23 protein-coding genes are annotated in these 26,246 nt (G+C 65.3%); 16 read left to right on the forward strand and 7 right to left on the reverse strand.

The window, feature by feature from the left end:
- Positions 1-202: 202 nt before the first annotated feature.
- Genes SAJA_RS07245 through SAJA_RS07255 form a run of 3 tightly spaced genes read left to right on the forward strand, consistent with a single transcriptional unit; the run spans position 203 to position 3,221 of the window.
- Complete coding sequence (locus SAJA_RS07245) at positions 203-1,294, forward strand: PA0069 family radical SAM protein (RefSeq protein WP_123658000.1); 1,092 nt, start codon at positions 203-205, stop codon at positions 1,292-1,294.
- Between the two features lie 53 nt (positions 1,295-1,347).
- Complete coding sequence (locus SAJA_RS07250) at positions 1,348-2,799, forward strand: MFS transporter (RefSeq protein ID WP_123658001.1); 1,452 nt, start codon at positions 1,348-1,350, stop codon at positions 2,797-2,799.
- Positions 2,799-3,221, forward strand: a complete 423-nt coding sequence (locus tag SAJA_RS07255; RefSeq protein WP_123658002.1) for a DUF2141 domain-containing protein — start codon at positions 2,799-2,801, stop codon at positions 3,219-3,221. The genes SAJA_RS07250 and SAJA_RS07255 overlap by 1 nt, the downstream gene beginning before the upstream one ends.
- Here SAJA_RS07255 and SAJA_RS07260 read toward each other — a convergent pair whose 3' ends face one another.
- Positions 3,222-4,673, reverse strand: a complete 1,452-nt coding sequence (locus SAJA_RS07260) for an aldehyde dehydrogenase family protein (RefSeq protein WP_123658003.1) — start codon at positions 4,671-4,673, stop codon at positions 3,222-3,224.
- Between the two features lie 170 nt (positions 4,674-4,843).
- On the opposite strand from SAJA_RS07260, the gene crtI reads away from it, so the two are divergent.
- The 4 genes from crtI to SAJA_RS07280 are packed head-to-tail and all read left to right on the forward strand — an operon-like array spanning position 4,844 to position 9,859.
- Positions 4,844-6,433, forward strand: a complete 1,590-nt coding sequence (gene crtI / locus SAJA_RS07265) for a phytoene desaturase family protein (RefSeq protein ID WP_221180161.1) — start codon at positions 4,844-4,846, stop codon at positions 6,431-6,433.
- Positions 6,430-7,950: a phytoene desaturase family protein gene (locus SAJA_RS07270; protein ID WP_123658004.1), complete on the forward strand. Its 1,521-nt coding sequence runs from the start codon at positions 6,430-6,432 to the stop codon at positions 7,948-7,950. Before crtI ends, SAJA_RS07270 begins: the two co-directional genes overlap by 4 nt.
- Positions 7,947-8,735, forward strand: a complete 789-nt coding sequence (locus tag SAJA_RS07275; RefSeq protein WP_221180162.1) for a lysophospholipid acyltransferase family protein — start codon at positions 7,947-7,949, stop codon at positions 8,733-8,735. The genes SAJA_RS07270 and SAJA_RS07275 overlap by 4 nt, the downstream gene beginning before the upstream one ends.
- A complete protein-coding gene (locus tag SAJA_RS07280; RefSeq protein ID WP_123658005.1) occupies positions 8,732-9,859 on the forward strand; it encodes a glycosyltransferase family 2 protein in 1,128 nt (375 codons plus the stop codon). The genes SAJA_RS07275 and SAJA_RS07280 overlap by 4 nt, the downstream gene beginning before the upstream one ends.
- Here the strand turns inward: SAJA_RS07280 and SAJA_RS07285 are convergent.
- On the reverse strand, positions 9,847-10,809 hold the full coding sequence (locus tag SAJA_RS07285; protein WP_123658006.1) for an alpha/beta fold hydrolase: 963 nt from the start codon (positions 10,807-10,809) through the stop codon (positions 9,847-9,849). The two genes, SAJA_RS07280 and SAJA_RS07285, sit on opposite strands and share 13 nt — an antisense overlap.
- 61 nt (positions 10,810-10,870) lie before the next feature.
- Between SAJA_RS07285 and SAJA_RS07290 the strand changes: the two genes are divergently transcribed.
- Complete coding sequence (locus SAJA_RS07290; protein ID WP_123658007.1) at positions 10,871-11,281, forward strand: DnaJ family domain-containing protein; 411 nt, start codon at positions 10,871-10,873, stop codon at positions 11,279-11,281.
- A complete protein-coding gene (locus SAJA_RS07295) occupies positions 11,265-11,828 on the forward strand; it encodes a GNAT family N-acetyltransferase (RefSeq protein ID WP_184999793.1) in 564 nt (187 codons plus the stop codon). The genes SAJA_RS07290 and SAJA_RS07295 overlap by 17 nt, the downstream gene beginning before the upstream one ends.
- On the opposite strand, the gene SAJA_RS07300 is transcribed toward SAJA_RS07295, so the two are convergent.
- From SAJA_RS07300 to SAJA_RS07310, 3 genes are all read right to left on the reverse strand, one after another.
- Positions 11,809-13,716: an AMP-binding protein gene (locus SAJA_RS07300; protein ID WP_123658009.1), complete on the reverse strand. Its 1,908-nt coding sequence runs from the start codon at positions 13,714-13,716 to the stop codon at positions 11,809-11,811. The two genes, SAJA_RS07295 and SAJA_RS07300, sit on opposite strands and share 20 nt — an antisense overlap.
- Positions 13,717-13,787: 71 nt before the next feature.
- Entirely contained in the window at positions 13,788-14,273 is a 486-nt protein-coding gene (locus SAJA_RS07305) for a DUF892 family protein (RefSeq protein ID WP_184999794.1), read from the reverse strand.
- A 90-nt stretch (positions 14,274-14,363) separates the two neighbouring features.
- Positions 14,364-14,894 carry a macro domain-containing protein gene (locus SAJA_RS07310; protein ID WP_123658011.1) on the reverse strand — a complete coding sequence of 177 codons (531 nt, stop codon included), beginning with the start codon at positions 14,892-14,894 and terminating at the stop codon, positions 14,364-14,366.
- Between the two features lie 55 nt (positions 14,895-14,949).
- Between SAJA_RS07310 and SAJA_RS07315 the strand changes: the two genes are divergently transcribed.
- The 5 genes from SAJA_RS07315 to SAJA_RS07335 all read left to right on the forward strand — a co-directional run bounded on the left by SAJA_RS07315 (position 14,950) and on the right by SAJA_RS07335 (position 20,981).
- A complete protein-coding gene (locus SAJA_RS07315) occupies positions 14,950-16,299 on the forward strand; it encodes a DUF2254 domain-containing protein (protein ID WP_123658012.1) in 1,350 nt (449 codons plus the stop codon).
- Positions 16,300-16,360: 61 nt separating this feature from the next.
- Entirely contained in the window at positions 16,361-18,493 is a 2,133-nt protein-coding gene (locus SAJA_RS07320) for a S9 family peptidase (protein WP_123658013.1), read from the forward strand.
- A 124-nt stretch (positions 18,494-18,617) separates the two neighbouring features.
- Complete coding sequence (locus SAJA_RS07325) at positions 18,618-19,337, forward strand: NYN domain-containing protein (protein ID WP_221180163.1); 720 nt, start codon at positions 18,618-18,620, stop codon at positions 19,335-19,337.
- 157 nt (positions 19,338-19,494) lie between these two features.
- Complete coding sequence (locus SAJA_RS07330) at positions 19,495-20,172, forward strand: murein L,D-transpeptidase catalytic domain family protein (protein WP_425471646.1); 678 nt, start codon at positions 19,495-19,497, stop codon at positions 20,170-20,172.
- A 47-nt stretch (positions 20,173-20,219) separates the two neighbouring features.
- On the forward strand, positions 20,220-20,981 hold the full coding sequence (locus tag SAJA_RS07335) for an SDR family oxidoreductase (RefSeq protein WP_123658014.1): 762 nt from the start codon (positions 20,220-20,222) through the stop codon (positions 20,979-20,981).
- Here SAJA_RS07335 and SAJA_RS07340 read toward each other — a convergent pair.
- Positions 20,978-21,952: an alpha/beta fold hydrolase gene (locus tag SAJA_RS07340; protein WP_123658015.1), complete on the reverse strand. Its 975-nt coding sequence runs from the start codon at positions 21,950-21,952 to the stop codon at positions 20,978-20,980. The two genes, SAJA_RS07335 and SAJA_RS07340, sit on opposite strands and share 4 nt — an antisense overlap.
- Before the next feature lie 112 nt (positions 21,953-22,064).
- A complete protein-coding gene (locus tag SAJA_RS07345; protein WP_123658016.1) occupies positions 22,065-23,837 on the reverse strand; it encodes an alkaline phosphatase D family protein in 1,773 nt (590 codons plus the stop codon).
- Positions 23,838-23,977: 140 nt separating this feature from the next.
- On the opposite strand from SAJA_RS07345, the gene SAJA_RS07350 reads away from it, so the two are divergent.
- Both SAJA_RS07350 and SAJA_RS07355 read left to right on the forward strand, forming a co-directional pair.
- Positions 23,978-24,229: a DUF7218 family protein gene (locus tag SAJA_RS07350; RefSeq protein WP_123658017.1), complete on the forward strand. Its 252-nt coding sequence runs from the start codon at positions 23,978-23,980 to the stop codon at positions 24,227-24,229.
- A gap of 204 nt (positions 24,230-24,433) precedes the next feature.
- A complete protein-coding gene (locus SAJA_RS07355; protein ID WP_123658026.1) occupies positions 24,434-26,029 on the forward strand; it encodes an MBL fold metallo-hydrolase in 1,596 nt (531 codons plus the stop codon).
- The last annotated feature ends 217 nt before the right edge of the window (positions 26,030-26,246 follow it).

Raw genomic sequence — 26,246 nt, forward strand, 5'->3', positions numbered from 1 at the left:
AGAGCAAGAATCCGGGCGTGGAATGATGAACTGCACGGGTGGTCTGGGTGATCGTAATCTAGGCGTCAGCACGATAGCTGTCAAATACAACTAAATGAGGACTCGCTCAATCGTGGCGTCATGACCGCCGCAGGCTGTCGCAAAAAGACAAATCGCCAGAACTGATCTTGTCTTTCAGACTGTTCTTCCATACAGTTTTTATATGACGCATCGCCCGGTTCATCACACCTCTCGCGGCGCGCTGACCAACACGGCCAGCCGTTTCGCGGCCACGCACGCAGAGGACTTCGACGACGGCTGGGACACGCTGGACACAACGGCCGAAGAAGACGCCGAGCAGGCCCCGCCGACACGCCTGCACCGCGACCCCACACGCCGGGTTATCGCGACCAACGACTCGCCGGACGTGCCCTTTGCCGCCTCGATCAACCCGTACAAGGGCTGTGCCCACGGCTGTATTTATTGTTTCGCCCGGCCCACCCACGAATATCTCGATCATTCGGCCGGGCGGGATTTCGAGACCGAGCTCTACTACAAGCCCGAGGCCGCTACGCTGCTGGCCGATGAGTTGCGCCATTCGGCTTATCGCTGCACCCCCATCACGCTGGGGGCCAACACCGACCCCTACCAGCCGGATGACCGCAAGCTGGCCATCACGCGCGAGATTCTGGAAACCGCCGAGGCCTTCAACCAGCCGGTCTCGATCATCACCAAGGGCGCCCACGTCACCCGTGACCTGGATATTCTGGCGCGCCTGGCCAAGCAGAATCTGGTCAGCGTGTTCGTCTCGGTCACGAGCCTGGATACGGCGATCAAGCGCACGCTGGAGCCGCGCGCGGCGGCCCCCGGCCAGCGGCTCAAAACGATCGCGGCGTTGGCCGATGCGGGCGTGCCCACCGGCGCGCTCGTGGCCCCCATCATCCCGATGATCACCGACCACGAGATCGAGCACTTGATAGAAGCCGTGGCCACCGCCGGTGCCACGCGCGCCAACTACGTGCTGCTACGCCTGCCCCACAGCGTGAAAACCCTGTTTCGCGAATGGCTGGATGCCCACTACCCGGACCGCGCGGCCCACGTCATGAGCCTGATCAACCAGATGCGCGGCGGCGCAGACTATGAGTCGGCCTGGGGCACGCGCATGACCGGCACCGGCACCTATGCCGATCTCATCGCCAAGCGGTTTCGCCTGGCCTGTACGCGCCACGCGCTGAACCATGAACGCTTCGAGCTGGACACCTCGGCCTTCGCCCCGCCGCCGGCGTCAGGCGATCAGATGGGGCTTGGGTTCTGAGCCAAGCGACGCCCGTGGCACAGTAAGCGCCGCTCTACCTCGGTGCGCCCTGCATGAATCGTGCTTCTGACACTGCCTCGACCTCGCCGTTGACCAACCCGCTGTTGCTGGTGATGGTGCTGGCCGCCTTCACCAGCGTGCTCAACAACAGCATGGTCAACGTGGCCATTCCGGCGGTCAGCGCGCATTTGCACGTCTCGGCCAGTGCCTCGGGCTGGATCGTCACGGCGTATTCGATCGTCTTTGCGACTGGCGTTGCCCTCTATGGGCGCGTCTCGGACAGCTACAGCCTGCGGGCGACGTTTCTGGCGGCCCTCGTCATCTTCGGCATCGGGTCGCTGGCCTGTGCCCTGGCCCCGACCTTCGGCGTGCTGGTCGCCGGGCGGGCGGTACAGGCAGCAGGTGCTGCCGCGATCCCCTCGTTGGCTTATGGCTCGGTGGCACGGCTGTTTCCGGCCGGGCAACGCGGGGCGGTGTTCGGTACGTTGTCCTCCGCGGTGGGCCTGGGGGCGGCCGCCGGGCCGTTGGTGGCCGGTATCGGCGTGACGGCCGCCGGCTGGCGGGTGTTGTTCTACGGCACACTGGCGGTGATCGCATTGTTGTTCGCCGCGGCCTGGCGCTATCTGCCGGATTTGAACGCCGAACGGGCGCGCAGCCCGCATCGGTTTGCCCGGCTGGACTTGCCCGGCGGGCTGTTGCTGGCGTCCGGTGCGGCTGCCCTATTGTTTGGTATGACGACTGCCAATCACAGCGGGCTAGCCGCGCCACAGGCCTGGGGCGCGCTGGTAGCCGCCGTCTTACTGCTGACCGGCTTCACGATTCGGATCCGGCGGGCCGCATTTCCTTTCGTGCCGCCGGCGTTGTTTGCCAATACCCAGTTCCTCTCGGCCTCGGGCATCGCGCTGCTTTCCCAGGGGGCATTCATCGGCGGTGGGCTGTTTTTGACCCCGCTGCTGCTGATCAATCAGATGGGGCTCACGGCATTTCAAACCGGGCTTGTCATTGCCCCAGGTGCGTTCTCGGTCGCCCTGCTCTCACCCACGATCGGGCGGCTGTCGGATCGTTTTGGGCCGCGTGCGGTGCTCGGCACGAGCCTTTCGATTCTTTTGGCCGGCCTGTTGTTCATGTCGTCGTTTGCGGTCGGCGCCGCACCTTGGCGGGTCGCCATCGCCTTGGTGATCGCCAGTACCGGCTATGCCGGCGTGACCTCGCCAGCGGCCAATGCGGCCTCGAAGGCGCTGACGGCCGAGATTGCCGGCGTGGGCTTTGGGATCTATCAGCTTTTCTTCTTCTTAGGGTCTGGCACCGGGGCCGCGGTGTTCGGCAGCGTGCTGGCACTTCGACAACGCCAGGGCACGCCCGCGCTCAATCCGTTTTATGGTCAAGGCACGGCCACGGCTGCTTTTTCAGATGCGTATCTGGTGGCCTGTATCGCCGTGCTGGTGGCCTTGATGTTATTGATCGGGCTCGGCCGGGCGCGCCCGGTATCGATGGAGAAAAGCTGATGCAACGATTGTTGATGGGTCTGATGTTGGCCGGTCTGTGGCTGCCCGCGCTGGCGGGCGCGGCCACGCTGACCGTCGAAGTGACCGGGCTGAAGAACAACACGGGCGTGGTACGGGTCGCGGTCTGTGATCGCGATCATTTCACCGAGGCCGAATGTGCCTATAAAGGCGCCGCCGCACCTGAAAATGGGGCCGCCGCGGTCACGATTGGGGATATTCCGCCCGGCGTGTATGCCGTACAGGCCTATGCCGATACCAACGACAACGACACGCTGGATACCAACTGGATCGGCTGGCCGAAGGAAGGCATGGGCTTTTCCAATGACGCGAAGATGCATCACGGCCCGCCGGACTATGACGCGGCCGCGATCAAGCTGCGTGAGCCCGGCGGCACGATTCGCTTTGCCATGCAGTATTTCTGATCAACGCATCCGGGCCCGGCCCGCACGGATCGCGGTCTTGAGCGCGGCCAGTTTTTGCCCGAAACCGCGCCCGTGCGCGATCGTGAGATACGCCTTGAACAGATCGGCGTCGTGCTCGCTGGCCGGCGCCAGATGCGGGCGGGCCATGCCGCGACGGGTAAGCACGGTCTGGGGCCGGGTCATTTCCAGCAGGCCCTCAGCACCGCGGGTCGTGCCATGGCCGCTGGCCTTGGCGCCGGCAAACGGCGCACGGGGATCGGCGGTGGGCGCGATCAAGTCGTTGATCGTGACTACGCCGGCGTGCAAGCGTTCGGCCAGTGCTGCGGCCTCGACCGGGTCGCCAAAAACCGCGGCCCCCAGGGCATAGTGGCTGTCGTGATCGATAGCGATTGCGTCGTTGATCGTGTCGATCGGCTGCAACGTGGCCACCGGGGCGAACAGATCGCCCGGCAGCGGTGAATCGCTCGGCGATTGTTGGGCCAGCACACAGGGCGCCATGCCGGTCGCGCCGAGCTCGGGCGACGCGCCGAGAAGACGCCAGCCGCATGCCTGCGCGCCAGCGATGCGCTCACAGGCCATGGCCCGCGGTTTGACGTCTAGCGCACGCGCCGGCGCATCGGCCAGGGCGTCGCGCAGTGCTGATGCCAGCGCATCAAATCGTTCGCGCACCACGAACACCCGTCTTGGTGCGATACAGGTCGCCCCGCCGTTCAGGCTCATGCCCCAGGCGATCGCCCGCGCGGTCACGTGGATGTCAGCGCCGGCCAATACGAACACCGCATCGTTTCCCGAAAGCTCCAGCACGGCCGGCACCGTGCGCGCGGCCAGCTGGCCGGCCACGGCGCGCCCGGTGGCTGCTGACCCCGTCAGAAACAGTTTGTCGATGGCGGCCGAGGCCAGCGCTTCACCGGCGCCCGGATCCTCTTCGATGATTTGAAACAACGCGCCCGGCAAGCCAGCGGCGACCAGTGCGGCGCGCAGCCAGACGAGCGACGCGCTGGCGTGCGGCGCGGGCTTGACGATGACAGCATTGCCGGCGGCCAACGCTTGAAGAATCTGTACGCCGGCCAGCAACAATCGATAGTTGCCCGGGGCGATGATCGCGACGACACCCAACGGCACGCGCCGAACCGTGCCGCGCACACCCCAGAGCCAGGCCGGGCGCCCGTTCGCGCCAAAATGCCGGGTAGCCAGCACGCGCGCCGCACAGCGCTCGATAAAGCGCGCCGCATCTGCCAACGGGATGATCTCGGTCGTCAGTGTCTCGGCGGGCCCGCGATCGAAGCGATCTCCGACGGCCGCGATGACGGTATCGGCCTCTTGGGCCAGCGCGTGGCGCACGGCCCCGACCAACCGCGCCCGTGTCTTGACCGGGCGTGCCTGCCAGGCCGGCAGCGCCGCGCGGGCAGCATCGATCCGGGCCTTAAGGCACGCGGTCTGCGGGTCGTTCATGGCGTTCATCCACCGCGACAAAACCGCCGAACGACGCGTTCGGCACGGTGCGCCATACTATCGTGACGGCCATGCACGCGTGCATCGCGCTCGTCGCAGCTGACGTAAGCGTTGTCGATACGACGGCGCAGCTGCCGTGGCTTCGCGGGCTCACGAGAAAAGGCAACCACATGATTCAACAAGCCCTTCGATCCGGGGCACGCCAGGCCGTGGCCCAGCTGCGCGCCATGGCCGGGCGCAGCGCCGGCAAGCAGGTGGTCATCATCGGTGCCGGACCGGGCGGGCTGGCCACGGCCATGCTGCTGGCCGCCAATGGCGCCGACGTCACGCTGCTTGAGCGCGAGGATCGCGTGGGCGGGCGCACATCCTCGCTGGTCATGGACGGCTTTACGTTCGATCTGGGCCCGACTTTTTTCCTCTACCCCGAGATTCTGGCCGAGATCTTTGCCGCCTGTGGCCGGCGTTTCGAAGACGAGGTCGATCTGGTGCGGCTCGATCCCATGTACCGGCTGATCTTCGAATCCGGCGGCTCGATCCTGGCCAGCCACGACGTGGACAAGCTCCAGGCCGAGGTCGCCCGCTTTGATGAAGACGATGCCAAGCAGGTGCCGGCGTTTCTGGAAGCCAATCGCATCAAGTTCGATGCGTTTCGCCCGCTCTTGCAGCGCCCTTTTGCCTCGTTGCGTGATCTGACCCACCCGGACGTATTGAAGGCCCTGCCCTTGATGCGCCCGTTTTCCAGCGTGGATACGGACCTGAAGCGCTGGTTCAACCATCCCCAGGTGCGCCTGGCGTTCTCGTTCCAATCGAAATATCTGGGTATGTCGCCGTTCAAGTGCCCCAGCCTGTTCACGATTCTGTCGCACGTGGAACACGGCTTTGGGGTGTTTCACCCGATCGGCGGTTGCGGAGCCATTTCCCAGGCCATGGCGCGCGTGGCGCGTGATACGGGCGTGGATATTCGTTTGTCCGAGCCGGTCGCCCGGATCGAGTTCGACGGCAGGAAAGCCGTGGGTGCCATCACCGGCCAGGGGTTCTATCCGGCCGATGCCATGGTCGTGAACGCCGATTTTGCCGGTGCCATGCACAAGATGGTGCCCGACCGGCTGCGCCGGAAATGGACCGATGCCCGCATCGAGAAAAAACAATACAGCTGCTCGACCTGCATGCTCTATATCGGGCTGGAAGGCAGCTACCCGGCGCTGCATCACCACACGATTCATCTCTCGGCCGATTATCTGGACGATATCCGGGCCATCGAGGACCAACGCGCCCCGGTTGATCCCACGCTGTATATCCAGAACGCCAGCCAGACCGACCCCACCCTGGCCCCGGCCGGCCACAGCACGATCTACATGCTGGCCCCGGTGGGGAACCTGGCCCCCGACGGCGGGCCGATGGACTGGGCCGAGGCCGGCCCGCGCTATCGCGAGCTGATGTTGAACCGCCTGGCCGGGTTGATCGGCATCGAGCGCACCGATCTTGATACGCGTATCAAGACCGAGCACATGATCACGCCGGCCGATTGGGCCACCCGCTACGCTATCTATCGCGGGGCCACCTTCAACCTGGCGCACAACATCGGCCAGATGTTGCATTGGCGCCCCAATAACCGCTTCGAGGATCTGGAGCGCGTGTATCTCACCGGCGGCGGCACCCATCCGGGAAGCGGGCTGCCCACCATCTTCGAATCCGCCCGGATTGCCGCTAGTCTGATCGACGATGATCTGCATCTCTCACGACAAGGAGTGTTGTCATGACCCGGCCTACCATCGGCATCATCGGCGCCGGCCTCGGCGGCCTGGCCGCCGCCGTGACCGCTGCGGCCCGCGGTTACGACGTCACCGTGCTGGAAAAGAACGACTGGCTCGGCGGCAAGGCCGCCGTGCTGGAAGAAGACGGCTTTCGTTTCGACATGGGCCCGACGATCCTGACCGTGCCGCGTGTGTTGGAACGTATCTTCGGCGAGGCCGATACCCCCATCGAATCCATGCTCGATCTGGTGCGCCTGGACCCGCAGTGGCGCTGTTTCTTCGAGCCCGGCGACGTGCTCGATCTGCACCAGGACATGGCCACGATGGATCGCGAGCTGGCCGCCTTCGCACCGGGTACGGAAAAAGGCTATCGCGATTTTCTGGCCGTGGCGGAGAATCTGTCGCGTATCTCGGACAAGTTCTTTTTCTGGAAGGCCGTTCAGGATCTCAAGGACACCATCGACGTGGGCCAGAACATGTCATGGCACACCATGCGCGACGTGATGGCCCTGCGCATGCATCAGTCCGTGGGCGGGCTGGTACGCAAGCACGTGAAAGACAAGCGCGTGGCCCAGATGCTCGATCATTTCATTCAGTACGTGGGCAGCTCGCCGGCGGCCTCGCCGGCCGTACTGGCCGGCATCGCCCATATGCAGGTCGGCGAAGGCGTGTGGTACCCGATGGGCGGCACGCGGGCCGTGCCGGCGGCACTGGCGCGCCTGGCCGAGTCACTCGGCGTGACGTTTCATACCGGCGTGGATGTCGCCCAGATCACGATGGACGGGCGACGCGCCACCGGCATCAAGACCACCGACGGCCAGACCATGGCCTTTGACGCCGTGATCTCCAACATGGATTCGGTGCGCACCTATCGCGAGCTGGTGGGCGGCGCCCCGGCCAAGGCCTTTGCCAAGACCGGCCAACGCGAGCCAGCCTGCTCGGGCGTGGTGCTCTACCTGGGCCTGGATCGTGCCTACGAGCACTTGGCGCATCACAACTTCGTCTTCTCGCGCGACCCGGAAGAAGAGTTCGAAGCGATCTATCACAAGGGCGTGCCCGCACCCGACCCCACGGCCTATATCGCAGCCCCCGCGCGCACGGAGCCCGGCGTGGCCCCGGACGGCGGCGAAGCGCTCTACGTGCTGGTGCACACGCCCTATCTGCGGCCCGGCCAGAACTGGCAGGACATGCTGCCCGGCTATCGCCAGGTGATCTTCGACAAGCTGGCCCGTGCGGCCGGCATGGATGATCTGGAGGAGCGGATCGTGGTCGAGCGTGCGCTCACCCCACAGGATATCCACGAGCGTTATCGCGTGCTGGACGGGGCGATCTATGGCCTGGCCAGCCACGGCAAGATGATGGGCGCGTTCAAGCCCGGCAACCGCAGCCGCTATGTCGACGGGCTGTATCTGGCCGGCGGCTCGGCCCATCCCGGCCCGGGCATGCCCATGGCGCTGATGTCCGGCTGGATCGCCGCCGATGCGCTGGATGCGGATTTCGGAGAACGACAGGGCGCGGCGTGAGCCGTGTATCACCCGCGGCCGGGGCCGTCATGGCCCAGCGCTCGGCGCTGGCCACGGCGTTTTTCACGTGGGTGATGCAGCGCCAGATCGCAGGCTCGTTTAACGCGCTGCGGATCGCCCGGCCCGGCCTGCCCGAGCTGCCCGCCAACACGCCACTCGTGGTCTATTCCAACCACCCGGCCTGGTGGGACCCGGCACTCTATATCGTGCTGGCCGGGCAGCTGTTCGCTGATCGTGACAGCTACGGGCCGATGGACGCCGCGGCCCTGGATCAATACCGGATTCTGCGTCGCGTCGGTATCTTCGGTATTGATACAGAAGGCTATCGCGGGGCCGCGCGTTTCCTGCGCGTGGCCGAGGGCCTGCTTGCAAGCCCGGATCGCATGCTCTGGGTGACGGCACAAGGCGCCTTCGCCGATCCGCGGGCACGCCCGCTCACCCTGCGCCCGGGCCTGGCCCGGCTGTTGGCCCGCGTACCCAACGCCGTTGCCGTGCCGTTGGCGATCGAATACCCGTTCTGGCAAGAAAAACAGCCCGAGGCGCTGTGTCGTTTTGGCACGCCGATCGCTGCGAATCAGGCCAGCGCCGAGGCTCTAACCACGGCGCTCACCGAGCAGATGGATCGCCTGGCTGATAGCGCGATGATGCGCTCGCCCGATGATTTCGACACCCTGATCGCCGGGCGCGCGGGCGTCGGCGGCGTCTATGATCTGGGCCGGCGTGTGAAGGCCGCGCTGCAGGGCCGGGCGTTTGATGCCCGGCATGATCAAACCCCGCCGCGATGATCCTCGCCGCCTGGATCGCGCTGGGACTGGCCGGGCTCTACGCCGGGCTGACGTTGATCAACCTGGCGCTGTTTCGAGTGCCTGGGGCGGTGTCGGATGGTGCGCCGCGCCGGGCCGTGTCTCTGTTGATTCCGGCTCGCGATGAAGGCGCGCGTATTGGCGCCACGCTCGACGCCGCACTAGCCAGCCGCGACATCGAGCTGGAAATCATCGTGCTCGACGACGACTCAAGCGACGATACGCCCGATCAGGTCAGCGCCCTGGCCGCCCGTGACGCGCGTGTGCGATTGATCACCGGGGCCCCGCTGCCGGCCGGCCTGAACGGCAAGCAACATGCCTGTGCCCAGCTGGCCACTGCAGCCCGCCACGACACGCTGGTCTTCATCGATGCCGACGTGCATCTGGCCCCCGACGCGCTGGCCCGGGCCACGGCCTGGCTGCACGGGCGCGGGCTGGGGCTGGCCAGCGGGTTTCCGAGCCAGCCGACCGATACCTGGGGCGAGACGCTTCTGGTGCCGATGATTCCGGTGCTGCTGCTGGGCTATCTGCCGCTGGGCCTGGCCCGCCTGATGCCGCGCGCGCCGAGCCTGGCCGCCGGCTGTGGCCAGCTCATGCTCGTGACGCGCGCGGCCTATACCGCCGCCGGCGGGCACGCGGCGATCGCCACGCGCATGCACGACGGGCTGAACCTGCCGGCCAATGCACGCCGGGCCGGCCATGCCACGGATCTGTTCAATGCCGCGGGCCTGGCGCGCTGTCGCATGTACGACGGGTTTGAAAGCGCCTGGCGCGGGTTTTCCAAGGACGCGACCGAGGGCATGGCCACGCCGCCGGCGTTGCCGGTCTGGACGTTGCTCCTGGCCGGCGGGCATCTCTGGCCGTTCGTGGTGCTGATCGCGGCCTTGTTCACGGCCTCGATTCAGGCGCTCGGGGTCGCCGCCCCTGCTGTCGTGCTGCTTGCCGTCGCACGGATTGCCGTGGCCCGCGCCACGGGTCAGCGCGCCCTGGCCGTGGCGCTGCACCCGGCGGCCGTGGTCGCGACGCTGGCCCTGCAATGGCAGGCACTCATCGCCGCCCGTCGCGGGCGCGCCCGCACCTGGCGCGGCCGTACCTATACGCCGTGAGTGTTATCCATGGCCAGCTCGCCGTTGATGAGGGCGCGGATCCAGGCCACATAGCGCGGCAACAGCCGTGGCGGCAGGTCATGGCCCAGGCCGTCGATCTCCTCGTAATGCACGTTGGGCAGGTGGGCGGCCGTGTCGCGCCCGTGGGCCACGGGCAAGAGCGGATCGGCCTTGCCGTGGATGACCAGCGCCGGCTGGCGGATCGTTTCCAAGGTATCGCGGCGCGAGGTGGCCGAGAGCACGGCCAGCATCTGGCGATGCGTGCCGGCCGGCGAGTAGGCCCGCTCGGCGTTTTTCAGACATTCGCGGTACCAGTCGGCTTCGCTGCGGGCGAGCTTGGGATCCGTACTGCCGATCATGCGCATGGTCTTGGCCATCTGCGCGGCCACGTCTTCCGGCGCGCGGCTCTTTGGCTTTTTGGCCAGGCGTCGCAGCACGCGTAGACGGCTACGCGGCAGTTTCTGATGGCCCGAGGTCGACATGATCGAGGTGAGTGTCTTGACCCGGCCCGGATCCTGCGCGGCCAGGATCTGGGCGATCATGCCGCCCATGGACACCCCCACCACATGCACCTCGGTCACGCCCAGATGATCGAGCAGGCCGGTGGCATCGTCGGCCATGGCATACAGATCATACGGCGCGCCGATATCGCGCTTCATCACCCCGCGCAGGAATGCCTTCACCGGCGACGGATACGGCTTTTTCGTCTTGAACTGGCTCGACAGGCCGATATCGCGGTTATCGAAACGAACCACGTAGAGCCCCGTATCGGCCAGCGCGCGACAGAAGGCATCCGGCCAGGCGCGCAGCTGCATGCCCAGGCCCACGATCAGAAGCAGCGCGGGCTTGTCGGGCCGGCCGAAGGTTTCGTAGGCGATCGTCATGTCGCCGATCTCGCAGCGTTCGACCGTATCCGCGCCGTCGAGTGCGGGGGCAAGAAACTCCGTCATAAACTCGTGTCCTGATTCGACCGCGTACTGATGCCGCACGCGCACGCTACAATCCAGACCGATGAGCCTACTCGACCAACTCGCCGACGCCCATATCCAGACCGCGATCGACAACGGCGATCTGGACAACCTGCCCGGCCAGGGCAAGCCGTTGCCCCCGGACGAGGCCCGCCAGGTGCCGGCCGAGCTGCGCGCGGGCTATCGCCTGCTCAAGAACGCCGGCTTCGTGCCGCCCGAAATACAGACCCACCGCGAGCTGCGCGAAGTCGAGGATCTGCTGGCCCAGGCCCTGCCCGAGTCCGAGGCGCACGAGCGCTTGAGCCGTCGGGCGCGCTGGATCGAGACACAGTTATCGACCTCGCGCCGTGGGCGGGCGCTGCTGGCTGATCGCACCTACGGCGATGCCCTGCGCCGGCATCTGGCCGGGAGCGATAACGGGGCCGATGACGAGTGCGATGACAAGCAACGCTGATATCTCGATTCGGCGTGCGCACGGCCCGGCCGATCGGGCCGCAATCAGTGAGCTGGCGCATCGCATCTGGCCCGCCCACTACGCACCGATCATTGGCCACGCCCAGGTCGATTACATGCTGGCCCAGGGCTATACGCCGACCGCACTTGCCGCCGCCGAAGACGCCGGCACTGCGTTCTACCTGGCCGAGCAGGCCGGGCAAGCGCTGGGCTATGCCGCGCTGGCGCCGGAGCCGGGGCCGGGGCCGGGGCCGGGGCCGGGGCCGGGGCCGGAACCCGCCACGATGCTGTTGGACAAGCTCTATCTCGACGCCTCGGCCCGTGGTCAAGGCATCGGCCGCGGGCTGCTCGCGTATCTGATCGATGCCGCACGGGCGGGCCGCGCGCGCCAACTCACGCTACGCGTGAATCGCCACAACACCGCCAGCATCGCGTTCTACCAGCGCGCCGGGTTCGTGATCGTGGCCGAGCACGCCAAGGCCATCGGCCACGGGTATGTCATGGATGACTACCTGATGACCATGGATCTTAGCGCCCGTAGCCGATAGTCGCCAGCCGCTCGGCGATCTCGTCCAGGCCGCTGGCATCGTCGATGGTGGCCGGAATCTGAACCTCGTCGCCGTCGGCGATCTGGCGCAGGGTGGCCCGTACGGTCTTGCCCGAGCGCGTCTTGGGCAGGCGCTCGACGATCACGGCTTTCTTGAATGCCGCCACCGGGCCGATGGCCGCCCGTACGGCGGCGATCAGCTCCGCCACGATATCGGCTTCGGGGCGCTCACAGCCGGCCTTCAAAACCACGAGGGCCACCGGCAACTGGCCCTTGTCGGCATCGCGGGCGCCGATGACCGCGGCCTCGGCCACGTCGTCGTGGGCGGCCACGATCTCCTCGATCATCCCGGTGGACAGCCGATGTCCGGCGACGTTGATGATGTCGTCGATACGGCTCATCACCCACAGGTTGTCATCCGCGTCGAAATAGCCGGCATCGCCCGAGCGATAATAGCCTTCGTAGGCCGATAGATAGGCCTCGACGTAGCGCGTGTCGTTGTTCCAGAGCGTGGTCAGCGTACCCGGCGGCAGCGGCAGGGCGATCGCGATATCGCCCATCTCGCCGGCGGCAACGTCCTGGCCGTCGGGGCCCAGCACATGCACGTCATAGCCCGGCATGGGCCGGCCCGCCGAGCCACTGGGCACGGCCAGATCCGCGATGCCCAGCGGGTTGGCCGTGATGGCCCAGGCGGTCTCGGTCTGCCACCAGTGATCGACCACGGGCACGTTCAAATGCCGGGCCGCCCAGGCCGCGGTATCCGGATCACAGTGCTCGCCGGCCAGAAACAGCGCGCGCAGGCACGAGACATCGTGGCCGGCGGCGGCCCGGCCTTCCGGATCGATTTTCTTGATCGCCCGGAAGGCGGTCGGCGCGGTGAAGAACACGTTCACGCCGTGGTCTTCGATCACGCGCCAGAAGGCCCCGGCATCGGGCGTGCCCACGGGCTTGCCTTCGTAGATGACCGTGGTGCAGCCGAGCAGCAGCGGCGCATACACACAATAAGAATGGCCGACCACCCAGCCCACGTCCGAGGCGGTCCAGAACGTATCCTGCGGCGTGAGCCCGTAGACCGCGCGGGCCGAGTAGTGCATGGCCACGGCATGCCCGCCGTTGTCGCGCACCACGCCCTTGGGGCGGCCGGTGGTGCCCGAGGTATAGAGAATATAAAGCGGGTCGGTAGCCGCTACCGGCACACAATTCGCCGGACGGGCGCTAGCCACGGCTTCATGCCAGTCGATATCACGCCCGGCGATGAGATCACAGGGCTGGGTGTCGCGCTGGATGATGATGCAGCGCTCGACCTTGTGCGCGGCCAGCTCAATGGCGTGATCCAGCAGCGGCTTGTAGGCCACCACCCGGCCCGGCTCGATACCACAAGAGGCCGAGATCACGAGCTTGGGCGTGGCGTCATCGATACGCTTGGCAAGCTCCGGCCCGGCAAAGCCGCCGAAGACCACCGAATGCACCGCGCCGATCCGCGCGCAGGCCAGCATGGCGATCACGGCCTCGGGCATCATCGGCATATAGATGATCACGCGGTCGCCTTTTTCCACGCCCAGCGCGGCAATGGCCCCGGCGAAACGCGCGACACGCGTCAGCAGCTCGTCATAGGTCAGGCGGGTGATCGTGCCCGTGACGGGGCTGTCATGGATGAGGGCCACGCGCTCGCCGTGGCCGGCCTCGACGTGGCGATCCACGCAGTTGTCGCAGGTATTGAGCGTGGCGCCGACGAACCAGGAATAGAACGGGGCCGCACGGGCATCGAGCACGCTTTCCGGCTCGCTCATCCAGCGGATATGGCCGGCCTCACGGTCCCAGAAGGCCGCGGGGTCGGTACGGGCAAGCTCGAAATCCGCGGCGTAGCGTGTCGCAGGCGATGGGCTCATGGCGGGCACGATCAAAAACGATGCGTTGACGATGCCACTTGACCGCGCCCCGACCTATACGACTTTCGACCTTAGCTGGCGAGATAGTGCTTCGTGGTATCCACCAGCACGTCGTCCAGCCATTTGGCCATGGCCACGTCATCAGCCACGAGTGATTCGAGCGTGGCCTTGGCCTGGCCTTCATCCGCGGCCTCGGCGGTCGTGACCAGCGCTCGATAATTGGCGATTTCGAAGTGCTCGAAGGCGATGCTGGCGGCCACACTCTGTACCGGCGTCTCGCCGCTCATCTGCGTGCCCCAGGAATGACCCACGGCCGAGACCTTGCCGCCGATGTCCTTAGCTTTGCTGACATCGCTGCCCAGGTCAGCCAGCAGTTCGGCGATCTCTTTCTGGTGGGCCCGGGTCTCTTCGACGTGCTCGCGCATGCGGGCCGCCAGCTCGGGATAGTCGTCCTCGAGCGCGTCGGTGCGGCCAGAAAGCATGGTCTCGCCGTGCTTGGCGAAGGCATGGGCCTCTTGTAGCCATTCGATCAAGGTGTCTTTATGCGATTGCGCCACGATGGTGTCCTCTTGGCAAAAATACTGATGGTGCAGGCGTTTCACGTGTAACCAACGTGATATAGCCCGCAACTGATGCAGCCCACGGCATCACGTGAGAATCGACAATGCCTCGGCAAACGCATCGTGAGCCTCATCGGAAAACAACACGAAGCGCGCCCGGCGCAGCGAAATGACCGAGCGCGCGGCCTCGCCCACGGTTTCCATGGCGATCGTGGCGGCCTCACTCAGCGGATACCCATAGATGCCGGCCGATATCGCGGGAAACGCGATCGAGGCCGCGGCCTTGTCTTCAGCCAGCTCAATGGCCGTGCGATAGCAGGCCGCCAACTGCGGGGGCACATCCGGGTCATCGGAATAGACCGGCCCGGCACAATGCACCACCCAATCATTGGGCAGATCGAAGGCCGGCGTGATCACGCCTTGCCCGGCGCTGATGGGCGCCAGTGCGCGGCTGGCCTCGACCAGCTGCGGCCCGGCTGCGCGATGAATCGCGCCGTCGACACCGCCACCGCCCTTGAGCTGTTGGTTGGCCGCGTTGACGATCACCTCGATATCGCCCTGATCGGTGATATCGCCCTTGATGCATTCGATGGTCATCTCGCCGATGGCGCGCTGCATAACTCGTGCTCTGTTTGCCTGTAAAGTCGCCCCATATTTACGCGATGGAGCCCCTGTGGCCAAGCTTGTCCAATTCTGGACCGCCATACAGAACAGCTACTGGTTCATTCCCTCGGTGATGTCGCTGGGGGCGGCTCTGCTGTCGTTTTTGCTGGCCGCCGCCGACGGCTGGCTGGGTAATTCGTGGATCGATGCGGTGCCCTGGGTCTATCGCGTACAAGCCTCGGGCGCGCGCGACGTGCTGACCACGGTGGCCGGCTCGATGATCGGCGTGGCCGGGGTGACGTTCTCGATCACGATCGCTGCCCTGTCCTACACCACCACGATTCTGGGCCCCCGCCTGCTCACCAACTTCATGAGCGACAAGGGTAATCAGATTACGCTGGGCACGTTTCTGGCCACCTTCACTTATTGCCTGTTGCTGCTGCGCACGATTCAGGCCAGCAACGACACGGGCACCACCTTCGTGCCGCATCTGTCGATCCTGTTCGCGATCATGCTGGCGATGGCCAGCCTGGCGGTGTTGATCTATTTCATTCATCACATCGCCGAATCGCTGCATGTGTCCAACGTCATCGCCGATATCGCGGCTGATCTGGATCGGGCGATCGAGGCTTTCGATAATCGCTCGCGCGATACCGAAGACCGCCAGCCGGCCGCGGCCCTGCCCACCGATTTCCTAGAGCGCTCGGCCCCCGTGCGGGCCACCCAGGACGGTTATATCCAGAACATGGCGCACGCCACGATCGTGAACGCCGCCTTCAAGCACGATCTGGTGGTGCGCGTAGAGCGCGTGCCGGGCGATTTCGTGGCCGAGCAACAGATTCTGGCGCGTGTGTGGCCGGCCGATGCGCTCGACAACAGCAATATAGAGGGCACGGTACAACGCGCCTATGCCATCGGCAGCCAGCGCACCAAGCCACAGGACGTGCTCTTTCTGGTCAACGAGCTGGTCGAGATCGCGGCCCGTGCCCTGTCGCCCGGCACCAACGACCCGTATACCGCCATGAGTTGCCTGGACTGGCTGGTTGCCTCGCTCAACCGCCTGGCGCGTCGGCGCATGCCCTCGTTGACCTATTTCGATGACAACGACGTGCTGCGGCTCTGGGCGCCAACGTTCGATTTCGAGGCTCTGGCCAACGCCATCTTCGATCAGCTGCGCTGCTATTTCGCCACCGACGTGAATGCGGCCGTTCACATGCTCGACCGGCTGGGCGAATGCGGCGAGTTCATAGGCCGCTCGACCGATCGCGACCTGTTGCATGCCCATGCCAAAGCGCTCGACACCGCGGCCCGGCCCAATATCCACAACCCGCGCGACGAGGCACGGCTCGATGAAGCCGCCCGGCGTGCCGATCGCTTGTTGACACACCCCGACGAGCGCCGCGGCGCACTGCCCGCTTGAACTCATCAGCCGCGGCGCCATTTCCTGTGACACGCCTTCGTTTGTAACCGTGATGTCCTCGATGAACCAGAGCCAACGCGCTGACCTGCCGGCCCCACCGATCGCCAAGAAAGCGCCCGTCGAAACCACGGTGCACGGCGTGCGCCTCATCGACGACTATGCCTGGCTGCGTGATCCCGACTGGCGCGAGGCCATGATGGACCCGAGCCGCCTGGACCCCGAGATTCGGGCGTATCTCGAAGCCGAAAACGCCTATACCGAGGCCATGATGGCCGCTACCACCGCGCTTGAGACCGAGCTGGTGGCCGAGATGCGGGCCCGCATGGCCGAGGTGGATGCCAGCGTGCCCACGCCCGACGGCGACTGGGTCTATTACGTGCGGTTTCGTGAAGGCGGCCAGCACCCGATCTTCTGTCGCGCGCCAAGGTCCGCCGACGGCAGCGCCGAGCCGGGCGAGCCGCTTACCGATGAGCAGATCCTGCTGGACGGCGACGCCGAGGCCGAAGGCCGGACTTATTTCTCGCTGGGCGCGGTCGATCACAGCCCCGACCATGCCAAGCTGGCCTTCGCCCTCGACGAGCGCGGCTCCGAGGCCTACACCATCCACGTGCGCGATATCGCGACCGGTGACGAGATCCAGCCGCCGATCGACAACGCCACCGGCAACGCGGCCTGGTCGGCCGACAGCGCCACGCTGTTCTTCACGACCCTGGATGACAATCACCGGCCGTGCCGCGTCTGGCGCCTGGCGCTGGGCGCGCCCCAAACCGAAGCCACGCTGGTCTATGAAGAGCCCGATGCCGGTTTTTTCGTCTCGATCGGCGAGACCCAGTCGGGCGATTTTCTGCTCATCCAGGCCCATGACCACGCCACCAGCGAAACCCGTTTCATCCCGGCCGCCACGCCCGAGGCCACACCTACGCTAATCGCCGAACGGGTAACGGGCCGCGAATACAGCGTGGACGACGACAACGGCACGCATTTCGTCATCCTCACCAACGCCGGCGGCGCCGAGGATTTCCGGCTCATGCGCACGCCGGTGGGCACGCCCGCCTATGACCACTGGCAGGAAATCGTGGCCCACGAACCGGGCCGGCTGATCCTCGATCACGTGGAACTGGCCCGGTATCGCGTACGCATGGAACGCGCCGATGCCCTGCCGCGGATCATCATCACCGACAAACAGACCGACACCGATCACGCCATCGCCTTCGACGACGAGGCGTATTCGCTGGGCATGTCGGTAGGCTATGAGTACGACACCCAGACCCTGCGTTTTCTCTATAGCGCGCCGCATGTCCCCGACGAGACCTTCGACTACGACATGGCCCAGCGCACGCGCGTGCTGCGCAAGCAGCGCCAGGTGCCCAGCGGTTTCGAGCCCGATAATTACATCGTGCGCCGAATCACGGCCGATACGGCCGACGGCGAGGCCGTGCCGATTACGCTGATTCATCATCGCGACACGCCGATCGATGGCAGCGCGCCCTGTCTGCTCCACGGCTACGGCGCCTACGGCATCAGCGAGGCAGCCGCGTTCTCGTCCAGTCGTTTCTCGCTCATCGATCGCGGCTTCATCCACGCCATCGCCCATGTGCGTGGTGGCAAGGAACGCGGCTATCGCTGGTATCTGGACGGCAAACTCGACAAGAAGCCCAATACCTTTGCCGACTATATCCGCGTGGCCGAGCATCTCTGCGAGACGGGCCTCACCGCCCCCGGCCGGATCGCGGCCTTCGGCGGCAGTGCCGGCGGCATGCTGGTGGGAGCGGTCGTCAACCAACGGCCCGATCTGTTCGGCGCAGCGATTGCCGACGTGCCGTTCGTGGATGTCCTGAACACCATGATGGACGACACCCTGCCGCTCACCCCGCCGGAATGGCCCGAATGGGGCAACCCGCGCGACGACGCGACGGCTTTTGCCACTATCCACGGCTATTGCCCCTACCAGAACGTCACCGCCCAGGATTACCCGGCCCTGCTGGTCATCGCCGGCGTGTCCGACCCGCGCGTGACCTACTGGGAACCGGCCAAATGGACCGCCAAGCTGCGGGCCACCAAGACCGATACCAACCCGCTACTGCTCAAGACCCACATGGCCGCCGGCCATGGCGGCCTGCCCGGGCGTTTTGCCGCACTGGAGGAAATGGGGCTGATCTTTGCGTTCTTGTTAAGCCAGATCGGCGCTCGTTGATGCCCCTCGGCTCGAAGGAAACGCGTGCTTTTTTCAACCTTGACCCGAATTTAGCACCTCGCTATATTTCAACCGTATAGCGCCCATGAGGCTTAACCGGTAGCGATATCACCGGAGCGGCCTCATGGGTTTTTTTTGGCTGGAAGGAGCGACGATGAAGACCGCGATATTGATCGATGGTGGCTTCTTCGTCCGGCGTTACAGGTCGATCAAGGCACGCGTGGCGCCTGATCAGGCGATTACCGCTGACGTTATGGCAAGAGATATTTCGGCTTCTGCCTACCGATGGATCCGTAAAGCAAATCCGATTGGTCACAAACGCCGCGAGCTTTATCGTATTTTCTTTTACGACTGTGCGCCGACTCGGTACAACGCCGGCCCGCATCCGATAACCGGGGAGATCGTTCGCGTCGAAGACACGATTGATTTCGGATTCAGACAGGATCTGCACGCCAAGTTGCGACAACAACGAAAAATGGCGCTTCGTCTGGGCGAGATTCAAGCGAAGAACGGCGATTGGACGTTGACGCCCGGCGCGATCAAACAATTGCGTCGCGGCATATGCCTTGAAGATCTGGATCGGTCGGCGATGTACTACAAGGTCAAGCAGTCTGGCGTCGATATGCGTATCGGGCTGGATATCGCATCGCTGGCTCAACAACAGGCTGTCGATCAAATTATTCTAGTGGCTGGTGATTCTGACTTCGTACCAGCATCAAAAATGGCCCGACGCAACGGCATCGATTTCATTCTCGACCCGATGTGGAATCCGATCAAACCCGATCTCAACGAGCACATCGATGGCTTGTGTTCAGTCATGCCGAACCCGGATCGAGCGCGTTGATTTGGGATTCGCCCGACCTTTGCCCGCCACTATGTTAAATCGGGGGCAAGTGGCAACGCGTATCATAAGTCAACGTTTTCAAATGTTTGACTAACAGGTCGTAGCCATCGTGCCGAAATCGCTCTATCGTTTTCGTCAGAAAAAACACGTGCCACGCCTGCTGGCTGGCAGCGCCGGGGTTGTCTTCGGCGCGCTGCTCGCCAGTACCGGTGCCGTAGCGTCGCCGCTCGGTGACACGCTCCAAAAACTGGCACCCAACGCCGACAAACACGTGTTGTCGATGGCCGCCGAGGCCATGCAGTGTGCGGAGTATCACGGCCAGCCGGATGCCAACACCCTGGCGGTCATTGATTATTCCAAACCCTCGACGGCGCGTCGGCTGTGGGTGTTCGATCTGTCGAAACCGGCGCTTCTGTTTCATGAGCGGGTCGCCCACGGCAGCGCCACGGGCGACAACAAGGCCACCTTCTTTTCCAACAAGCCGGGCAGCCATGCTTCGAGCATCGGCCTGTATCGCACGGCCAACAGTTATTACGGCAGCAAGGGCTATGCGCTGCGCCTGAAAGGCCTGGAAGACGGCGTCAATGACAATGCTTATCGCCGGGCGATCGTGATGCACGGGGCGGATTACGCCAAGCCGTCGTTCGTCAAACGCATCGGCCGGCTGGGGCGCAGCTGGGGCTGTCCGGCGGTGCGTCCGGCAATCGTCAAACCGTTGATCAACAGTCTCAAGGGCGGTCAGTATCTGTTCGCTTATTATCCGAAACCGGACTGGATCAAGCACAGTGATTATCTGCACTGCACGGCCAGTCAACAGGCTCAGGCCAGCCGCTGATCGCGGCAGGCCACACGATTGCCTGAACGTGATAAATAGGAGATCCCATGTCTTTGAGACTTGACGATACGGTCGCGGTCATCACGGGTGCCTCCAGCGGCATCGGCGCGGCCACGGCCCGGGCGTTGGCCGAGCGCGGTGCCCATGTGGCGCTTCTGGCCCGGCGCGCCGATCGCCTGGCTGATCTGGCCGACGAGATCACCCAGCACAACCACGGCAAGGCGGTGGCCTACTCGGTGGATGTGGCAGATGCCGATGCCGTACGCGACGTGATGACCCGCGTCGCGGCCGATTTCGGGCGGATCGATATCCTGGTCAACGGCGCCGGGGTGGGGACATGGGCGCCCGCGCTGGAAGCCGAGCTGGCCGACTGGCAGGCCATGGTCGATGTGAACGTCTCCGGCGTATTGAACACGACGCATGCGGCCTTGGCCCATCTGGTCTCGGCCGCTGACGGGCCGCGGGGGATCGCCGATGTGGTCACGATCAGCTCGATCGCCGGCAAGCGCGTGCCGGGGCCGAACAGCAACGTCTATTCGGCGACCAAGTTCGCCGTCAACGGCTTTTCCGAGGCCCTGCGCCAGGAGCTTGGCGCCAAGCATGTCCGTATGGGCCTGATCGAGCCGGGCCTGGTCACGACCGAGATGACCACGACCGGCGAGACCTATGCCCCGGACACGACCCAACCCACGGGGCTGGGTTATCTGGCGCCCGAGGACGTGGCCGATGCCGTGGCTTACATGATCACCCGGCCGCGCCACGCGGCCGTCAACGAGATCGCGATCCGGCCGACGGAACAGTCGAACTAGGGGCCATACACCTCGCCCGCGAAGCCGTCGATGGCCCGCGCGGTACGCCGCGGGGCTTCGCGGATCGGCGTATGGCCTACGTCGTCGAAGATGACCACACGGCTGTCGGCCAGGCCGGTCGCCAGCTCGTCGGTCACGCGGACATCGAAGATCCGGTCTTTCGCGCCCCAGATAATCAAGGCGGGCATCCGCAGCCCGTTCAACACCATCTGGAACGAACTGGCCGGCAGGTTGTTCTGTACGCTGAGCAGGTTGTCGAGGATCTTGCTCTGGGCATAGCGATGGGCCACGGCCTGCAGTGCGAGTGCATGCTCGATGCTGTCCGGGATGAACGGCGGTCTGGCCATGGCAAAGCTCAGCAGCCGGTCATAATCGGCGATGGACCGAACCGCCAGCGGATTCTCGCCGCGGGCGATGGCCTGCATCACGGGCGAGGGGTTGTTGCGATATACGCCGGCGGCGTCGATGAGCACCAGGCCGCGGGTCTTGTCCGGCTGGCCCAGCGCCCAGAGCTCGGCCACGGCCCCGCCCATCGAGTGACCCACGAGGGTGTAATCATCCAGCCCCAGCGCACGGGCGAAATCGATCAGGGTGTTGGACATACCGTCGGCCGAGGCGTTGTCATCCAACGGCGTTTCACCGTGGCCGGGCAGGTCGGGGACGATGAGATGCCAGCGGGGCGTCAGCTCTCGGGCCACCCGGTTCCAATGGTTGCGATCGCCGGTATAGCCATGCAGTAACACGAGTGTCGGTGCGGCCGCCGGCCCACCTTCGGAATACGTGACCGGCGTGTTGTCGGGCAATGTCGCGACATGCGTGGACAGGCCGGCCCAGCCGCGCTCCTGGCGCATGAAATCCGCGAGCTGGGCGGTATCCGAGCGCCCGACGCCGGCGCAGCCGGCAACGAGCGCTACGAACAGGAGCGTCAGCCCGACGGCGCCGCAGCGCCAACGGGGCATGAGTGAGTGCATGGCGCGGTCTCGTCGGAATAACCCCCGAGTATGGCGTCGTTTCGTCAAGGTGCCGATACGACATTCGGCGCCGCCGCACAGACCGCGCCGGCTGTTTCTTGGGCCACGCGCGTCAGGCGGTATCGGTATTGAAGTTGGCGCGTACCGGCGCCAGCGCCGGCGCGGTCTGTCGTTCGACAGAGGCCCCCTCGCCTGCGACCACGTGGTTCTGGCTGTTCTCGACGAGATAGGCTGCGCCAAAGCGCTGCCGGTCGTTGCGGGTTTCGATGTCGTCGACGAACCACCACTCGGACTGAACACGCTCGCGCGTGATATCCAGCAACATATAGCCACGGCTGGCCAGCTCCACGTATTGCATCGCCGGGTTCTGACTCTTGACGCTTTCGGGATCGCCGTTGCTGCCGGGCGAAGTCACCGAGGTGCCCACGAACTCAACGGCCATGCTGCCCGTGCCGGTGTCCGGATTATAAAAATCGGGGTTGTTGGGATCTTCGGTGATGTCCTGCGCCCAGGAGGTATGGATATCGCCCGTCAGTACCACGATATTGTCGATGGCCACATTGGGCGCGCCCTGGCCGCCGCGGATCAGGCGCCACACACGCTCGCGGGCCCGCGGATAGCCGTCCCACTGATCGGCATTGATGAACACGCCGCCCTGGCCGTCGGGATTCTCTGTATTGGCGCTGTTCGGCGCGCCCACGGCTTTGAGCTGGCCGAACATGACCTGCTGGCCCAAGAGCTGCCAGCGCGCGGGGCTGTTCTGTAGCTGATCGGCCAGCCAGTCATACTGGTCGTTATCGATCAGGGTACGCTCCGAATCGGCGTAGGCGCCGGTATCGGTGAAGCCGTTCTCGGCGTTGTTGTCGAGTTGTTCGTCACGGCCGATCAGGCGCGTATCGAGCATGTTCAGGCGCACCAGATCACCGAAATCGAAGCTGCGATAGATCGGTAGCGGCGTATCCGGCTCGGATTCTCGAATCGGCAGCCATTCATAGTAGGCCTGCACCGAGGCCGTCTCGCGCTTGGGCCACGGCCCCTCACCGCGGGCCGGGTCATGGTTCTGGGCGCCGCCCTGCCAACTGTTGTTGGCCGATTCGTGATCGTCCCAGACCACGATCATCGGATGCTGGCGATGGACGGCCTGCAGATCGGGATCGGTGCGGTAACAGGCATAGCGGGTGCGATAATCATCCAGCGTGACGATCTCATACGGTGGCTCGGGCGCGCGGCCCAAGGAGCGGCCGTCGCCGTACTCGTCGGGGTTGACCTCGGGCGGCACGCCGCGGCCCGGATATTCATAGATGTAGTCGCCCAGGTGCAGCACGACATCCAGATCGGCCCGTTCGGCGATCCGCCCATAGACGTTGAAGAACCCGAACGGGTAGTTCGAGCAGGAGACCACGGCCATGCGCAGGCGCTCGACGCCGGCCTCGGGCAGCGTACGGGTGCGCCCGATCGGGGAGGCCGTGCCCAGCGCATGGAAGTCGTAGTAATACGTGGTGCCCGGCGCCAGGCCCGCGGCATCAACTTTCACCGTGTAGTCGCGCTCGGCATGGGTCACGACCGTGCCGCTACGTAGCGGGTTGGTCATATCCGGTGATTCCGACAGGCGCCATTCGACGCTGACGTCCCCGGCCATAGCGGGCGTGACCCGCGACCAGAGCATCACCCGATCGGCCAGCGGATCGCCACTGGCGACCCCGTGGGCAAACGCCGTGTCCGAACTGCCCGGACTGCGCCCGACCCGTACATCCGCGCCGTCGCTACAGCCGGTGACAAGCCCGGCGCCCACGACCGCACCCGCGGTATAGCCAGCCCGCCGCAAGAATGAGCGGCGCGACTGCGGCGCGAAGAAAGACGTACGGCGTTTTTCGCGGTGACCCATGCACGGTTCCTATGTTGTTGTTCGACGCGATTGCCGATGAGTCTCGGCGCCCATCATGAAAGCGTGATGAAAGGATCGCACTTGAGCGCGCGCGGCTCGCGGCCTATCGTCGAATCATCGAACACACATCGAACGCCCCCATGGCAGACGACAACCACGGCAAATCGATCAAGAACGACGATCAGTACGAAGCGCTGCGCGAGGAAGGCGCCAGCAAGGAAAAAGCCGCTCGAATCGCCAACGCCGACAACCCCGGCAAGAAAGGCGGCCAGGCCGATCCCTACGAAGACTGGACACAGGACGAGCTCTACGAGCGCGCTCAGGAGATCGGTATCGAGGGCCGCTCGGAGATGAACAAGACAGAGCTGAAAGCCGCTTTGCGCAATCACTGACGGCCATCCATCACCGGCGCTTGGCTTGCGCCCGGGCCACCCCCATATCGTCTCAGTACGAGACCGTATGCACGATACGGGCAACTGATCCAATCGCCGCCGCGCTGCGTAGCCTGAAACTGGCGTGTGCCTGTGACACCGACGTGTCGACGTCAGGCGCCGCCGGCGCGGATCGGCATCATCCAGGATCCACGGATCGAGACTATGCAAGTGACCTTCATCGGTGGCGCCGACGGCGTGACCGGTTCATGCACCCTGCTCACCGATGACCGCATTGGTGTACGGGCACTCGTGGACTGCGGGGCCTACGCCGAGCGCCCGGCAGGTATCCCCGACGGCGCCCCGCGCCTGCCGTTTGATGCCCGCCTGCTGGATTTCGTGGTGCTCACGCACGCCCATCGGGATCACTGCGGCCGGCTGCCGCAGCTGCATCGTGCGGGGTTTCGTGGGCCGGTCTACTGCACCGATGCCACGGCCTGGATGACACGCCTGGCACTGCTGGACGCGGCCAAGTTCTCGCGCGAGTACGACGCCAGCGACGTCGAGATGATCGATTTCCACACCGTGGATCGCTGGCCGGATTTCGTCTTCGACACGCCGCTGCGCCTGCACGGCCTGGCGATCACCTTTCATCGCAGCGCGCATATTCTGGGTGCGGTATCGGCCACCCTCGGCTGGCGCAGCCGCGTGGGCGTGGCCCGTGCGATCACGTTTTCCGGCGATATCGGCGGCAACACCCCGGACAACCCGTACCAGTCGCTTCTGGCCGGACAGACCCTGCCGCCCAGCGTGGATTACATGGTGGTCGAATCCACTCGCGGGGCCGAGCCGGCACGCGGGCCCGAGTACAAATCCTTTGATGCACGCATTCAGGCCTGGGCCGACTTGCTGGCCGATAGCGACGCCCGTGGCGGCGGCCCGGTCATAGCGCCCTGTTTCGCGATCCACCGGGCCCAGGAGCTGTGGTTCGATCTGGATACCGTACTGCGTGTGACCGGTGCCGGCGCCCCCGATGCCGCTGGCCGGCCGCGCTGGCTGTCGCTGGATGCCCCGTTGGCCACGCGCATGACCGAGGTCTATGCCGCGGCGTTGGCAGACCGGCCCGGTCCAGCCGGTGCGCCGGCTTATCGCAATCCGGACATGGCGGCCCGGCTTGGCCTGGCCGACGAGGCCGCCGTGGATGATTATCTGGGCGCGCTCTGGCGACGCGTGGCTGACAACAAGGCCCCTGGCGGCACCCTGCGTGCCATGCAGGACGAGACTTTAAGCCGCGTGATCGCCCTGGCCGGCTCCGGTATGTGCGAAGGCGGGCGTATCGTGGATTTCATCGCCGACCAGATCACCAATCCGGCGGCCACCATTGTACTGTGCGGCTATGCCCCGCCCACCACCGGCGCCGGGCGGCTGCGCGCCTATCTGAACGGCGAGTGGCCCGAGGGTATGGCCTTGCCGCTGGGCAATGTCCGCCTGGACACCTCGCGTATTCGTGCACGCATCGTGGATTTCGGCGATTACTACTCCGGTCACGGCGATCTCGATGCCCTGCAGCGGTTTGTCTTCGACCCGGCCGGCCCGGAGGCTCGGCCCCGCGTGCCGGCGACCGTGTTTCTCAACCACGGCGAGACCGAATCCCGTATCGCCCTGGCCGAGACCCTGCGCGCACGGGCCGATGCGAACACCCCCGGCGATCGCGCCCTGGCACGTGTGATCCTGCCCACCGGGGGCCAGCGATTCGATCTCGACTCGCCCGACCAGCGCCGCGAGAACATGGCCCCGCGGCGGCGACGGCTGTCAGGCTGAACGACACGCCCTTGTGTCTTGCCCCGGATATCTAGCTAGTATCCGGGGTGCTCGCCGGGTGAGCTTCCACACGCCCTGAGGTTTTTAACCTGCGCGTTAGATCAGGCCCCCGGCGTTTTAATCTCGACCAACTTGAATGGTATCCAAGCGCCCGACAATCGATCGGTGATGCTGTACGGACAAGGAGAAGTGACGAGATGACGGTTTTTATTGGTAT

The sequence above is a fragment of the Salinisphaera japonica YTM-1 genome, from assembly GCF_003788585.1.
In the GTDB taxonomy this organism is placed as follows: domain Bacteria; phylum Pseudomonadota; class Gammaproteobacteria; order Nevskiales; family Salinisphaeraceae; genus Salinisphaera; species Salinisphaera japonica.

Bases quoted from the DNA above. Each gene is read 5' to 3' on its own strand.
- crtI (WP_221180161.1), top strand. From the start codon at position 4,844: ATGATTCAACAAGCCCTTCGATCCGGGGCACGCCAGGCCGTGGCCCAG.
- SAJA_RS07345 (WP_123658016.1), bottom strand. From the start codon at position 23,837: ATGGGTCACCGCGAAAAACGCCGTACGTCTTTCTTCGCGCCGCAGTCG.
- SAJA_RS07325 (WP_221180163.1), top strand. From the start codon at position 18,618: ATGGGTTTTTTTTGGCTGGAAGGAGCGACGATGAAGACCGCGATATTG.
- SAJA_RS07350 (WP_123658017.1), top strand. From the start codon at position 23,978: ATGGCAGACGACAACCACGGCAAATCGATCAAGAACGACGATCAGTAC.
- SAJA_RS07255 (WP_123658002.1), top strand. From the start codon at position 2,799: ATGCAACGATTGTTGATGGGTCTGATGTTGGCCGGTCTGTGGCTGCCC.
- SAJA_RS07285 (WP_123658006.1), bottom strand. From the start codon at position 10,809: ATGACGGAGTTTCTTGCCCCCGCACTCGACGGCGCGGATACGGTCGAA.
- SAJA_RS07260 (WP_123658003.1), bottom strand. From the start codon at position 4,673: ATGAACGACCCGCAGACCGCGTGCCTTAAGGCCCGGATCGATGCTGCC.
- SAJA_RS07320 (WP_123658013.1), top strand. From the start codon at position 16,361: ATGAACCAGAGCCAACGCGCTGACCTGCCGGCCCCACCGATCGCCAAG.
- SAJA_RS07355 (WP_123658026.1), top strand. From the start codon at position 24,434: ATGCAAGTGACCTTCATCGGTGGCGCCGACGGCGTGACCGGTTCATGC.
- SAJA_RS07295 (WP_184999793.1), top strand. From the start codon at position 11,265: ATGACAAGCAACGCTGATATCTCGATTCGGCGTGCGCACGGCCCGGCC.
- SAJA_RS07300 (WP_123658009.1), bottom strand. From the start codon at position 13,716: ATGAGCCCATCGCCTGCGACACGCTACGCCGCGGATTTCGAGCTTGCC.
- SAJA_RS07335 (WP_123658014.1), top strand. From the start codon at position 20,220: ATGTCTTTGAGACTTGACGATACGGTCGCGGTCATCACGGGTGCCTCC.
- SAJA_RS07280 (WP_123658005.1), top strand. From the start codon at position 8,732: ATGATCCTCGCCGCCTGGATCGCGCTGGGACTGGCCGGGCTCTACGCC.
- SAJA_RS07270 (WP_123658004.1), top strand. From the start codon at position 6,430: ATGACCCGGCCTACCATCGGCATCATCGGCGCCGGCCTCGGCGGCCTG.
- SAJA_RS07250 (WP_123658001.1), top strand. From the start codon at position 1,348: ATGAATCGTGCTTCTGACACTGCCTCGACCTCGCCGTTGACCAACCCG.
- SAJA_RS07310 (WP_123658011.1), bottom strand. From the start codon at position 14,894: ATGCAGCGCGCCATCGGCGAGATGACCATCGAATGCATCAAGGGCGAT.
- SAJA_RS07340 (WP_123658015.1), bottom strand. From the start codon at position 21,952: ATGCACTCACTCATGCCCCGTTGGCGCTGCGGCGCCGTCGGGCTGACG.
- SAJA_RS07290 (WP_123658007.1), top strand. From the start codon at position 10,871: ATGAGCCTACTCGACCAACTCGCCGACGCCCATATCCAGACCGCGATC.
- SAJA_RS07245 (WP_123658000.1), top strand. From the start codon at position 203: ATGACGCATCGCCCGGTTCATCACACCTCTCGCGGCGCGCTGACCAAC.